The organism is Micromonospora sp. NPDC049801, from assembly GCF_040656575.1.
Lineage (GTDB): Bacteria > Actinomycetota > Actinomycetes > Mycobacteriales > Micromonosporaceae > Micromonospora.
The window spans coordinates 219837-232976 of the sequence record NZ_JBFAMS010000007.1 but is presented as its reverse complement, the minus strand read 5'-3'; the positions used below and the strand labels follow the sequence as shown (position 1 = coordinate 232976).

Genomic DNA, 13140 nt, shown 5'->3' with positions numbered 1-13140 from the left:
ACGCGGCCCGGGGAGAATTTGGACCCGTGACCACCATGCTGGAGCCGCTCCGCAGGATCGCGGCATACGCAGTTTGTGCTGATTCAGACGGCCGAGTGTTGCTGGTCCGCGCATCGGAGCGCTCCGGCACCCCCGGCACCTGGTCGCTGCCCGGAGGGGCGGTCGACCACGGCGAGGACCCCCATCACACGGTGGTCCGCGAGACCGCCGCCGAGACGGGCCTCTCGGTCGCCGTCTCCGGCCTGGCCGACGTGCTCGCCGACATGCGGGCGTTGCCCGAGCGCGGCATCACCATCCACACCGATCGCCTGATCTACCGGGTGGCGGTGCGCGGCGGCACGCTGGCCGACCGGGCCGGCGAGCGTCCCACCGACCTGGCCCGGTGGTACACGCTTGACGAGGCGCGTCAGTTGCCGCTGCGCTCCTTCACCGCCCGCACTCTCGGCCTCCCCGCCTCCTCGGCCGACGTGGTGCCCGAGGAGGCCCCCGAGTTCCCCTCCTTCTACGCGGTCCCCGGCCCGGACGGGCTGCACCGGGCGCAGCGCTTCGCCGCGTACGCGGTGTGCACCGACCCGGCCGGGCGGGTGCTGCTCACCCGCATCTCCGACGGCTACCCGGGCGCCGGCTGCTGGCACCTGCCCGGCGGCGGCACCGACTACGGCGAGCAGCCCGGCGCGGCGCTCATCCGGGAGCTGGTCGAGGAGACCGGCCAGGCCGGCCGCCTCGTCGAGCTGCTCGGTGTGGCGAGCCACCGCGACGCCGCCTCGCTCGGTCCGGAGGGTTATCCGATCGACTGGCACGGCGTACGCGCCTTCTACCGCGTGGTGGTCGACCAGCCCAACCCGCTGATCATCGGCGACGTCGGCGGCTCCACCTGCGAGGCCCGTTGGTTCGCCCGCGAGGAGTTGGGCGCCCTGCCCACCGACCGTCTGACCGAGGTGACAGCCGAGGCAGTCCAAGCAGCCCAACTAACCTGACCCCCCACCCCCACCCTGGCCCCCGCCCACCGGCCTCGCGGTGATCATGAAGTTATTGTCAGGACACGCCGAGATGGACGGCGATAACTTCATGATCACCGGGTGCTGCTGGGGACGGGGGTAGGGGCGTGGGCGGGGTGGAGTCGGTGCGGCGGGTTGGTTCCTATGGTCTGTTGGGGGATCTGGGGCGGTTTCTGGTTGTCCGGGATAGCGGGGCGCGGGCCTGGTCGCTGCCGGGAGGGCTTGTCGCGCACGCGGAGCACCCGGAGCGGGCCGTGGTGCGCGCGTTCACCGAGCAGACCGGTTCGAGCGCGTCGGTGGGTCGGTTGCGGGCCGTCGTCGCGGACGTGAACGCCGACGCGGGTGGCGGTACGTCGGTGCACACCGACCGCTTGCTGTTCGACCTCGCCGTACCTGACGGTGTGCCGGAGGTCACCGGCGGTGGCGTGGAGACCCGTTGGGTCGACCCCGGGGCCGTGGCCGAGCTGCCGTTGACGCCGTTCAGCGCCGAACTGCTCGGCCTGCCCGCCGTTACGCTTCCGGTCGACGCGTACCCGTCCGCCGAGCCGCCCGCGCCGTCGCATCCGGATCGCCGGCTGCGCTTCGGGGCGTACGGGCTGGTCACCGACCCGGCGGGGCGGATCCTGCTGACCCAGATCGCCGACGGCTACCCCGGTGCCGGCAAGTGGCACCTACCCGGCGGCGGCACCGATCACGGTGAGCAGCCGACCACCGGGCTGCTCCGGGAACTGGTGGAGGAGGGCGGTCAGGTGGGCCGCGTGGTGGAGCTGCTCGGCGTGGACAACCTGCACAACCCGGCCGCGCTCGGCCCGGAGGGTCGTCCGTTGGACTGGCACGGCGTCCGGGTGGTCTACCGGGTGCTGGTGGACGCCCCCACCGACGCCGTGGTGACCGAGTCCGCCGGTGGCTCGACCGCGCGGGCGGGCTGGTTCACCGTCGCGCAGACCGCTGAGCTGCCGCTGACCGGCATCGCTGCCTCGGCAATCGGACAGCTGGCCGCATAGCACTCGGCTCAGCGAGCCGAGTTGGCTACCCTCCGGTAGAGTCAGAGGCGGGAATGGTGGAGGAAACGGGCGATGAAGCCCGGGATGGGGAATAACAAGCGGTTCGCGTGGTTTGTACCAGATGAGTACCGCCGGCAGCTATCGCCAAGCCCCGTTCCCCTGTGCGATGGTGTACTCCGCCAAAACGGCTGCCGGGCCACGTAAGGTCCGGCACGAGACAGCCGGACACCCGCCCCCCGAGGGCGGCAAGCCGATCCGGTGATGGAGGAAACGTGCCGAGAGCCCTTTGGCGCCGGCGTCGTACGACTGACAGTCCGCGCCCCGCAGGGCGTCGCTGGGCGGGCCAGTTGCGCCGCAGCAGCACGTTCGCCCGCCAGGTGTTGCTGGTCCGGGTGGGCCGCCGTGACGGTGACCTGCGGACCACCGACCTGACACTGCCCGAGCACCGGTACGCCGACCGCCAGCGCCGTCGCTACGGCCTGGACCGGCTCAGCCGGCCTGCCGGCGTCAGCCGCGCCGGCATCGAAGCGGTCATGCCGGTCAGCCCGGCGCTGCCGATGGCGCACACCGACGAGGCCACCGCCGGGTCGATCCCCCTGCTCCCCGGCGAGCGCACGATGGCCCGCCGGATGAAGTTCGCCCTGGTCAACGCCTGCACCCTGGCCAGCCTGATGCTCGGCATGCTGGCGATCTTCCTGGCCATGCAGGGCGAGGTGCGCATCGCCGCCCTCTGCCTGATCGCCTGCGTCATCTTCGACGGCCTGGACGGTGCGTTGGCGCGTCGGCTCGGCGTCGCCAGCCCGTTCGGCGCTCAGATGGACTCGCTCGCCGACATGTGCTCGTTCGGCCTCGCCGCGCCGGTGGTGGTCTACGCGTCGCTCGCCGGCTCCGTGTCGACGGCCGCGGCTGCGGTCGCCTGTGCGCTGGTCGCGGCGTGCGCGGCGATCCGGCTGGCCCGCTTCAACGTCTCACCGAAGGACGGCCGCTTCTTCTGCGGTGTCCCCACCACCATGGCCGCCGCCGTGCTCGCCGTGACCGTGGCGATCGGTCTGCCGGTGCCCGGCTTCGTGCTCGTGGCCGGCGTGGCGCTGCTCGCCTTCGCGATGGTGTCCAGCTTCCCGTACGCCAAGCTCGCGCGCCTGGTGAAGCTGCCGCCGTGGCTCTGGCTCGCCCCGGTGCTCGGCGCGCTCGTCGACATCCGGCTCACGTTCGCCCTGATCGTGGTCGGTTACCTGATCAGCGGGCCGGTGCTCTGGCTGCGCCAGCGTCGTACCGCCTGACCCGACGTACGAGAACGGGGCGCCGCGGACAGCGGCGCCCCGTTCTTCGTCTCAGCGCCAGCGGGCGATCACCGTGGCGCCGCCGACGACCTTGTCGCCCGGCCCCACCAGCGGTTCCGCGGCGTCGGCCGGCAGGTAGACGTCGGTCCGCGAGCCGAACCGGATGAGCCCGAACCGCTCGCCCTTGGCCAGCAGCGCGCCGATCGGCGCGCGCTGCACGATGCGGCGGGCGATCAGACCGGTCCGCTGCGCGACCACCACCGTGCCACGGCTGGTGTCCAGCACCGTGTACGCGGCGACGTTGTGCTCGGCGTCCGGCTTCATCGCGTTGACGAAACCACCGTCGGCGACGAAGTAGTCCACCACCTTGCCGGCGACCGGGGCCCGGTTGACGTGCACGTCCAGCACGGACAGGAAGACCGCGACGCGCAGCCACTCGCCGTCACCGAACCGCTCGTCGTGCAGCCGCTGCACCGACAGGACCTTGCCGTCCGCGCTGGCGACCACGGCGTTCGGGTCCTCCGGCACGTCCCGCTGCGGATCCCGGAAGAACGCGGCGACCGGGCCGGCCGCCAGCGCCGGCAGCAGCCACAGCTTGGACGACGGACGCGCCACCCGGGCCAGCGCCGCCAGACCCAGCGTGATGCCCGCCGCCGCCACCCCGTTGGAGTCGATGTGCATGCCCCTGGTCAGCGGCACGCTGGACGGCCGGTACGCCGGGGCCAGCCGGTCGGCCGCCGCCGGACTGGCCGGCGTGAACCGCAGTCGGTGGACCCGTATCGGCGGCGAGTTGCGCAGCACCAGGTCGCTGCCGACGCCGTACAGGGCGTCCTGGCGGCCCAGCTCGCCGGCCGCGCCGGTGGTCCGGCCCGGCGTCGCGGTGGTGGCGACGGTCAGCACCGCGCCGTCGGCGAGGTACTTCGACAACCCCTGGATGTCGTGACGGGCCTCCTCGGCGGTGCCGACGAACGCCTCACCGGCGACGACCACCGCCGCGGGCTCGGCGTCGGAGAGCGCGTCGACCACGTGTACCCGGTCGGCGACCCACCGGCCCTGGGCGGTGACGTGCTCACGGAGCGCGGCGGCGGTGGACGACTCGGCGGGCACCACGGTGAGCCGGTCGCCGGGGAGCAGCGCCTCGATCGCCGCGGCCAGCACCGCGGACTCCGGGCTCACGCCGACCAGCAGGGCGACCTTCGGGTCGTTCATCCGGGCCAGCTCGGAGACGAGCGTACGGGCGGCTCGCTCGCCGATGCGGACCGGACCGGACCGGCCGGTGGTACGCACGGCGGGGGACTGCGTCATGACGGGCGGGCTCCTGACGGGGTAGAGACGGGAATCGCGGCGGGGGCGCCATGGCGGGACGGGCCGGCCGGCGGAGGCGAGATCTCCACCGGCCAGCATATGCGCCTGTCCGCCCCGGCCGCAGCGGCGAGCCCTCCGGCCCGGGGCGACCGCCGGGGTCAGGAATCCTCTCGCCGCCCCGCCCGCTCGTCAGCGCCCGCCGGATCGTCGCCGGTGGCGGGGCCGTCGCTGGCCGCCGGATCCTTGTCGCCGGCCGACGTCTCGGCCGACGTATCGGCCGACTTTTCGGCCGACGGATCGGCCGCCCGGGTCTCGCCGACCGGGGTGAGCGGGTGGTCGACCCGGGTCGGCTCGGCGGCCTGCGCCGTGGCCGGCGAGGTCTCCGGCTCGGCCGGGGCGTGCGCCAGCCAGGCGGGATGGACCATGCCGGCCGTCGCCGCGTCCGCCGTGCTCAGCTCGGCCGTGGGCGGCTCCGCCGTGCTCAGCTCGGCCGTGGGCGGCTCCGGTGTGCGCAGTTCGGCCGTGGGTGGCTCCGGCGTGCGTAGCTCCGCCGTGGGCGCAGGGTCGGGCATGGACTCGAACATGGTCGGCGCGGGCGGCTCGTACCCGGTCGGCTCGAACGAGGCGGTCCGCGGTGTGCCCTGCTCGGCTGCGACGGGCGCGGGCGCGCCCGCGCCCGTCGCAGCGGAGGCCGTCGCACCCGGTCCGGTGGTCTCGATCGGCTCCGGGCGGCCGGACCGGCCGGAGCGCAGCGCGCCGACCAGACCGAAGACTCCGATCAGGATCAGCGCGCCGGCCAGGAACCAGCCGACCGGCGGCAGCGCGAGCCCGAGCAGTTGGGCGAGCAGCCACCAGGCCGACAGCGCCAGGAACACCAGCCCGAAGGCGAACGAGAGCAGGTCCGTACGGTGAGCCTTCACCGGGTCACCTCCAGGTTGCCGGCATTGACGTGGATGTACAGCCGCAGCTTCCCGCCGCCGGGGCCGTCCGCGCCCAGGTCGGTGGACTCCCGCAGCCGGCCGTCGATTCCGCCGGATCGGTTGCCGAAGACGGTGGCGTCGCCGGCGTTGACGTCGGCCACCGTGGTGACGTCCACGTTGGGCGGTACGACCACGGTCGCCTGACCGAAGTTGATCGCCACGGTCACCTGGGTGTCCTGCTTCGTGAAGTCGATGCCGCGCAGGTCGAGGACGGCGTCACCGAAACTGTTCTCGTACCGGTCGGCGAGGTCGCGGTAGTCGGTGGGCGCCCAGGTGACCGCGCCGTCCACGCCCCGGATCCGGTCGTAGGACTCGGCGACGGTCGCCGTGCCCAACGCGGCGGCCGTCACCAGCCCCAGCGCGATCAACCAGCGCGCCCGGCCGAACCAGGTGCCGACGAGCAGTCCCAGTCCGATGGTGGCCAACGCGGCCGCGAAGTACGCCGAGGCGCCGACGTCGAAGACGTCCAACAGGTCGAGCAGGGCGACCACGCCGAGCGCCAGGAAGATCAGCGAGAAGGTCACCGGACCGAGCGGCGAACGCTCCCGGGGCCGCTTCGGTGGCTTCGGTGGCTTGGGCGGGGGGTACGCGACCGGCGCCGGTGCCGCGTACGGGCCGTGTGGAGCGAACGGAGGGCGGTATCCGCCCGGCGTCGTCGCCCCGGGGAGGGTGGACGGGCCGGCGGCGGGTACGGCGGTCACCGGCGCCGACGGCCAGCCGCTGGTGGGCGAGTCGCCGCCCGGCCAACCGGGAGAGGCGGCCGGCCAACCGGTGCCCTGCGACGTGGCCGTCGCGGCGGCCGGCTGCGCGGACACCGGACCTGCCCCGGACACCATCGTCGCCGGGGATGCCGGCTGCGCGCCGAGGGGCGGCTGCGCCGTCGCGGGCGGCTGACCACCCTGGACAGGCGGGTACGCGCTCTGCGGCGCGGTGGCGTACGGCAGGGTGTCACCCGCCAGCGGCGCGGTCGCCAGCGGACCGCCGGGCGGCACCGTGCCGTACGCGGGAGCGGGCCAGGCGACCGGCGGAACCGGCCCGGGTGGCGTGCCCGCCGGGGCGGGCGGCACCGGTCCACCCGAGGGCTGTGGCCCACGGTTGTCCCGGTTGAGGAGCAACGCGCCGCCGATCAGGATGGCCGCGCCGAGCAGGACCGCGCGGAAGGCATCGGTGACGATGTAGCCGAAGCTCGCGGCCACCAGGATGCCCAGGATGATCACGGTTACCGGGGACATGCTGGAACGGCCCCGCCCCAGCATGGACTCCACCGGAGAGGCCGTGTCGCCCTCGTTGGGGATGATCAGCCAGGCGGCGACGTACACCAGGATGCCAATGCCGCCGAAGAACCCGAGCACGGCGAGGAGCACCCGCCACAGCACCGGGTCGGTGTTGGTGGCCCGTCCGATCGCCGCGCAGACCCCGGCGAGGTATCGGCCGTCGCGGGGCCGGACCAGCCCGTACCGCGAGGTGAAGCCGGTGCCGCCCAGCGGGCCCCCGGACGGTCCGGCCGCGCCGGGCCCCCCAGGCGTACCCGCGCCACCGCCGGGCTGCCCGTAGCCCGTGCCGGTCGTACCCCCGCCGGGCCCGTAGCCCGTGCCGGCCGCGTAGCCGGCACCCGGCGCGTAGCCGGCACCCGGGGCGTAGCCGGCGCCCGGCGGCTCGTGCTGGGCGTCGGTCGGCGGTGTGGCGGGTGGGCCGAACGTGGTCGGCTCGGCCCAGCCGGCGGGTGTCGTGGGCGGTGCGGGCGGTACTGAACCGCCCGACTGTGCCGGCCCGGGGCGGGGCGGCGGGGCAGCTTCCTCGGTCATGCCTCGATCCTGCGGCCCACCTCGCCCGAACGACCTCAGGACCCGACCCTGACACCACCCTGAGATCTCCGAGGCCGGAATGTCGGGGGCGTCCCCGTGGTCGTGGGACGCCGCAGCGTGTGACGATCGAACTCACCGACCCGCACCAAGCCCCACCACCGTGACCAGGGAGCCTGTGATCAGCACCGTGACCCCGCCTCCGCGCCTGTACCGGGCCCCCGAGCATCGGATGGCCGCCGGCGTGGCCGCCGGTATCGCCGACCACCTCGGCATCTCGGTGCTACGCGTGCGCGTCGCGTTCATGGTGCTGCTCGGGCTCAGTGGGCTCGGCCTGCTGCTGTACGCGGCGTTCTGGGCGGTGGTGCCGCTGCGGCCCGGTGACACCGCCGTGCCGCCCCGGCGGGACGTGGCCCAGCTCCTGCCGTTCGTCGCGATCGGGCTCGGCGTCCTGTTGATCCAGGTGATGGTCTTCGACTCGGTCGGCGCGGCGGGCACCGCCGGGTGGCTGGTCGCCATCATCGCGGTCGGCGCGGGCGTGATCTGGCACCAGTCGGCGCCCGAGCGGCGGCGGCGCTGGGGCGAGACGATGCCGGTCCCGTGGCTCGGGGCGGTCGTCGAGGAGAGCGACCGGCGGGCCTTCGTGCTCCGGTTCATCGGCGGCGGGGTACTGGTCGCGGTCGGCATCATCGGTGTCGCGGCGGTCTACTCGCCGGCACAGAACTTCGACGCGGTGATCAACGGGGTGATCTTCGCGCTGGTCGGGTTGGCCGGGGTCGGCGTGGTCGCCGCGCCGGTGCTCTGGCGGACGTACAACCAGCTCCGCGCGGAGCGTGAGGGTCGCATCCGGGAGCAGGAGCGGGCCGAGCTGGCCGCGATGGTGCACGACCAGGTGCTGCACACCCTGGCGCTGATCCAGCGCAACGCGGGCGACGTCAAGACGGTGCAGCGGTTGGCGCGGGGGCAGGAACGCTCGCTGCGCAACTGGCTCTACAAGCCCACGGCCTCGCCGAACGAGCGCTTCGCGGCCGCCCTGGAGCAGGCTGCCGCCGAGGTCGAGGACACGTTCGCGATCACCGTGGAGGCGGTGGTGGTGGGTGACCGCGAGACCGACGAGAAGGTCGGCGCGCTGGTCGCCGCCGCCCGGGAGGCGCTGGTGAACGCGGCACGGCACGCCGGCGTGCAGACCGTGTCGCTCTACGCCGAGGTGGAACCGGAACAGGTAAGTGTCTTCGTCCGGGACCGGGGCAAGGGCTTCGATCCGGATACGGTGGAGGACCACCGGCACGGCGTACGCGGTTCGATCATCGGACGGATGAAGCGGCACGGCGGACGGGCCGAGATCCGGTCCGGCCCGGGGGAGGGGACTGAGGTCCGGTTGATCCTGCCGATCTCCCGGGACTCGTCCGCGGCGGAGAGGAACAAATGACCATGGCCGAGCAGCCGACGGAGCACCCGGTTCAGAGCCGCCCGGAACGCCTGCGGGTCTTCCTGGTGGACGACCACGCGATGTTCCGCGCCGGGGTACGTGCCGAGCTGGGCGCCCACGTCGAGGTGGTGGGCGAGGCGAGCACGGTGGCCGAGGCGGTGGCCCGGATCGCCGTCACGGTGCCCGACGTGGTGCTGCTCGACGTGCACATGCCCGACGGTGGCGGCCGCGCGGTGCTGGAGGCGATGCGGCGCAGTCACCCGCAGGTCAAGTTCCTGGCCCTGAGTGTCTCCGACGCGGCCGAGGACGTGATCGGGCTGATCCGGGCCGGCGCGCGGGGGTACGTCACCAAGACCATCTCGCCGGACGAGTTGGCCGCCGCGATCCGCCGGGTGGCCGACGGTGACGCCGTGTTCAGCCCTCGGCTGGCCGGGTTCGTGCTGGACGCGTTCGCGGCCCGGCCGGACGCGCCGGTCGCCGACCCGGAGCTGGACCAGCTCACCAACCGTGAGCGGGAGGTGCTGCGCCTGCTCGCCCGGGGGTACGCGTACAAGGAGATCGCCAAGGAGTTGTTCATCTCCATCAAGACGGTGGAGACGCACGTGTCGAACGTGCTGCGCAAGCTCCAGATGTCCAACCGGTACGAGCTTTCCCGCTGGGCGGCGGACCGCCGGCTCGTGTGATTAATTCCTCCGCCCCGGCAATTCGGACACATGCCACGGATGCCGCCGGGCGGGGCTGACAAAAGATCAACCGTGGTTCCATACTGCCCCGGTCCCGTTTCCGCGCGTGGGTGTCGCATCCCGTGGAAACGACGGCTCACGCGCGTACCCGCGGATCGCGGGTCACCCCTGGGGGAGAGGTACCACTTCTGATGTTCGGACAACGAGGACAACGCTGGGCGCGGGTCGCCCTGGCCGCTGTCGCCGGCAGCGCCCTGGCGTTCGGCGTGGCAGGCGTCGCCGCAGCCGCTCCGGCCACCGGTGTGGCCAAGGCAGTCGACGGCAGCGAGGTCACCCTCAAGCTCGACGGCAAGACGCGCACCACGTCCGCGCTCGCCCTGAAGATCGACGGCAAGCTGGTGCCGGCTTTCTGCATCGACTACCGCACCAGCGTGAAGCTCGACGGCAAGTACGAGGAGGGCACCTGGGACGAGTCCCAGGTGAAGAACCTCGGCAAGGTGCAGTGGGTGCTCACCCACGGTTACCCGAACGCCGACTCGACCAAGCTCCTCGCCGCCGCCGGCGTGGAGACCAAGATCGGCAAGAAGCAGCTCGACAACCTGCTCTACTTCGGCACCCAGACCGCCATCTGGCACTTCAGCGACGGCATCGAGCTGGGCGCCTGGGAGAAGGACCTGCAGCCGCGCAACCAGTACGAGGTGATCACGAAGGTTCGTGACTACCTCGTCAAGAACGCCACCGACCAGCCGGAGCCGCGTGCCGAGCTGTCCGTCGACCCGGCCAGCGCCACCGCGACGGTCGGCGGCAAGGCCGGTCCGTTCACGGTGAAGGGCCCGGCGGGCGCCATCACCGTCGCGGCCACCGGCGGCACCGCCGTCGACGCCGAGGGCAAGCCGGTCACCACGACCACCAACGGCGGGCAGTTCTGGCTCGCCGCCGAGGCCGCCGGCACGGTCAACGTGACCCTGACCGCGCAGGACTCGGTCTCCTTCGGCCGGGTGTTCCTGTTCACCGGCCCCAAGAAGGCGCAGAAGCTGATCCTCGGTGGCAGCACCGGCGCGACGGTCACCGCCCAGGCGGCGGCCACCTTCACGGCCGTCCCCACGACGCCGCCGGCCACCCCGTCGGCGACCCCGAGCGCGTCGCCGTCGCCGACCACCCCGTCGGCCACGCCGTCGGACTCGGCGCAGCCGGCCAGCCCGGCCCCGTCCACCTCGCCGGCGAGCAACGGTGGCGGCCTGCCGCTGACCGGTTCGCCGATCGCGGCGGCGGCGACCGCGGGTCTGCTGCTGCTCGCCGCGGGCGCGGTGGCCGTCCTGGTGGTGCGTCGCCGTAAGGTCCGCTTCACCGCCTGATCCATTTCGCCGCACCATCGGCCCCGGAACCGCGCGAGCGGTGCCGGGGCCGATGTCATCTCGGCCGTAGGTGGTGTGCAGAAGTCCGTCCGCGGCGCCCTCGTCCACCCAGTTGGTGCTGGTGCCCGTGTAGCGGACGAGGACATCATCCGGACGGGTAAAGAACACTGAGTGCGCGAGCGGTCACCGATCGACGGCCCCGGGTGCGGGGTGACTCACAAAGACCGGGATCTGAGCGCCGCACGGGTCTCCTGGCAGGTCGGAGCGTTGAAGCCGGGGAGCTACACACCGACCGTTTTATGATCATTTTTCAAGTATCGGCTACGTGGCGGGCAACTAACGGCTTGATAACGGCACCTTCACGGAAGAGGCCGGTGGGTGTCACAGTGGCAGCACCTCACCCTCGGTGTGTGGCACTCCGTACGGCCCACGACCATGATCTCCGCTGCTTCCCGGCGGGTTCGTGGTCGCGACGCCTGCGTAGCGTCGTGCCCCGTCGGGTGGGGAGCCCGGCGGATCGGAACATCAGGGGTGTCTCCAAACTTCCCTGTGGTCCCGGCGACCTCCGCCCCGAGGTAGCCGGGCGGTGTCACCCCCAAACGTGCGTGAAACCCACGACGGACCAGGTTAGAAAGAGGAGGCCCCTCGGAATGAGAGTCTCGAAGCGGGCGACGAGCGCGATCGCGCTCAGCGCGGCTGCCGCGCTTGTCGCGAGCGGTTGCTCGAGCGGTGACGGCGACGGCGACGCCGCCGCCAGCAAGGACGGCGCCATCGTCATCCACGGCGTCCAGCCGGAGAACCCGCTGGTTCCGTCGAACACCACGGAGACCGGCGGTGGCAAGGTCATCGACTGGCTGTTCACCGGCCTGGTTGAGTACCCGAACGACGGTGGGGCCCCGCGCAACGCGCTGGCCGAGTCCATCGACACCAAGGACTCCAAGGTCTTCACGATCAAGATCAAGAAGGGTACCAAGTTCCACGACGGTACCGAGGTGAAGGCGAAGAACTTCGTCGACGCCTGGAACTGGGCCGCGTACTCGCCGAACGGCGCGCAGAACGGCTCCTTCTTCTCGGACATCGAGGGCTTCGACAAGACCTACACCGAGGACCCGGACGGCGCGGACGGCCCGCAGAAGGCCCCGACCCCGTCGGCCAAGGAGCTCTCCGGCCTGAAGGTCGTCGACGACCAGACCTTCGAGGTCACCCTCGCCGCGCCGACCGCGGTCTTCCCGACCAAGCTCGGCTACAGCGCCTTCATGCCGCTGCCGGACGCGTTCTTCACCATGAAGCCCGAGGACTTCGGTAAGAAGCCGATCGGCAACGGCCCGGTGAAGTTCGTCTCGTGGCAGGACAACGTCGTCATCAAGCTCACGCGCTTCGACGACTACAACCTGCGTGACAAGATGAAGATCAAGGACGTCGACGTCAAGCTCTACCAGGACGAGACGGCCGCGTACGCCGACCTGCTGAGCAACAACCTCGACTTCATGGAGGTTGTCCCCACCTCGGCGCTCGCCGGCGACAAGTGGAAGGCCGACCTCGGCGAGCGGGGCCTGAACACGGTCACCCCGTCGACCGCGTTCATCGCGTTCCCGATCTACGACAAGCGCTTCCAGAACCCGAAGCTGCGTCGCGCGGTCTCGCTGTCGATCAACCGGCAGGAGATCTCGGACAAGATCTTCTTCGGTACCCGCAAGCCGGCCGACAGCTGGGCGAACCCGCTGACCCCGGGCGCCAAGCCGGGCAACTGCACCGCCTGCAAGTTCGACCCGACCACGGCCAAGCAGCTGCTGACCGAGGCCGGCGGCTTCACCGGTGAGATGGTGTTCTACTACAACGCCGACTCCAGCCACAAGGACTGGATGGACGCCGTTGCGCAGCAGGTCAAGACCAACCTCGGCATCGAGGCCCGCGCCGAGGGCGTCCCGACCTTCGCGGTCTTCCGGCAGAACATCAACGCGCACAAGATGAACGGCCCGTACCGTGCCGCCTGGCAGCAGGACTACCCGGACGTGGAGAACTGGGTCAACCCGCTCTACGTCAAGGGTGGCTCCTCCAACGACGGTCTGTACAGCAACCCGCAGGTCGACACCCTGGCCAAGCAGGCCAGCGCCGCGCCGAGCCTGGAGGCCTCGCACGAGGCGTTCGCCAAGGCCGTCGAGGTTGTCGACCAGGACGTCCCGAGCATCCCGATCTACTTCTACGGCCAGCAGTCCGGCCACTCGGAGAAGATCAAGAAGCTCGAGCTGAACAACGTCGGCGAACTCGACATCACCTCGGTCGAGCTCTGATCCGTACGGTCTG

Annotated in this window: 9 protein-coding genes and 1 pseudogene; 7 read left to right on the top strand and 3 right to left on the bottom strand. The window is 72.0% G+C overall.

Annotation, left to right across the window (positions count from 1 at the left end; translation table 11 throughout):
- Positions 1-26 precede the first annotated feature (26 nt).
- The 3 genes from AB0I89_RS15610 (at position 27) to AB0I89_RS15600 (ending at position 3282) form a co-directional block, all read left to right on the top strand.
- Positions 27-977 carry an NUDIX hydrolase gene (locus AB0I89_RS15610; RefSeq protein ID WP_357126283.1) on the top strand — a complete coding sequence of 317 codons (951 nt, stop codon included), beginning with the start codon at positions 27-29 and terminating at the stop codon, positions 975-977.
- Between the two features lie 137 nt (positions 978-1114).
- Positions 1115-2002 (top strand): NUDIX domain-containing protein, encoded by an 888-nt coding sequence (locus tag AB0I89_RS15605; protein WP_357126589.1) that lies wholly within the window; start codon positions 1115-1117, stop codon positions 2000-2002.
- 347 nt (positions 2003-2349) lie between these two features.
- Complete coding sequence (locus AB0I89_RS15600) at positions 2350-3282, top strand: CDP-alcohol phosphatidyltransferase family protein (protein ID WP_357126586.1); 933 nt, start codon at positions 2350-2352, stop codon at positions 3280-3282.
- Between the two features lie 51 nt (positions 3283-3333).
- On the opposite strand, the gene AB0I89_RS15595 is transcribed toward AB0I89_RS15600, so the two are convergent.
- The 3 genes and pseudogenes from AB0I89_RS15595 to AB0I89_RS15585 all read right to left on the bottom strand — a co-directional run bounded on the left by AB0I89_RS15595 (position 3334) and on the right by AB0I89_RS15585 (position 7372).
- Positions 3334-4587 (bottom strand): phosphatidylserine decarboxylase, encoded by a 1254-nt coding sequence (locus tag AB0I89_RS15595; RefSeq protein ID WP_357126280.1) that lies wholly within the window; start codon positions 4585-4587, stop codon positions 3334-3336.
- A gap of 725 nt (positions 4588-5312) precedes the next feature.
- Positions 5313-5507 (bottom strand): annotated as a pseudogene (locus AB0I89_RS15590) (hypothetical protein); the annotation flags it as partial.
- Complete coding sequence (locus AB0I89_RS15585) at positions 5504-7372, bottom strand: PspC domain-containing protein (RefSeq protein WP_357126277.1); 1869 nt, start codon at positions 7370-7372, stop codon at positions 5504-5506. The pseudogene AB0I89_RS15590 and the gene AB0I89_RS15585, both read right to left, overlap by 4 nt.
- Before the next feature lie 160 nt (positions 7373-7532).
- On the opposite strand from AB0I89_RS15585, the gene AB0I89_RS15580 reads away from it, so the two are divergent.
- From AB0I89_RS15580 to AB0I89_RS15565, 4 genes are all read left to right on the top strand, one after another.
- Entirely contained in the window at positions 7533-8798 is a 1266-nt protein-coding gene (locus AB0I89_RS15580; protein WP_357126274.1) for a PspC domain-containing protein, read from the top strand.
- Positions 8799-8800: 2 nt separating this feature from the next.
- The gene (locus AB0I89_RS15575) at positions 8801-9481 is read left to right on the top strand and encodes a response regulator transcription factor (RefSeq protein WP_357126583.1); all 681 of its coding nucleotides are present in this window, start codon (positions 8801-8803) and stop codon (positions 9479-9481) included.
- A 191-nt stretch (positions 9482-9672) separates the two neighbouring features.
- Positions 9673-10836: a Cys-Gln thioester bond-forming surface protein gene (locus AB0I89_RS15570; protein ID WP_357126271.1), complete on the top strand. Its 1164-nt coding sequence runs from the start codon at positions 9673-9675 to the stop codon at positions 10834-10836.
- 650 nt (positions 10837-11486) lie between these two features.
- Positions 11487-13127 carry an ABC transporter substrate-binding protein gene (locus AB0I89_RS15565; protein ID WP_357126268.1) on the top strand — a complete coding sequence of 547 codons (1641 nt, stop codon included), beginning with the start codon at positions 11487-11489 and terminating at the stop codon, positions 13125-13127.
- The last annotated feature ends 13 nt before the right edge of the window (positions 13128-13140 follow it).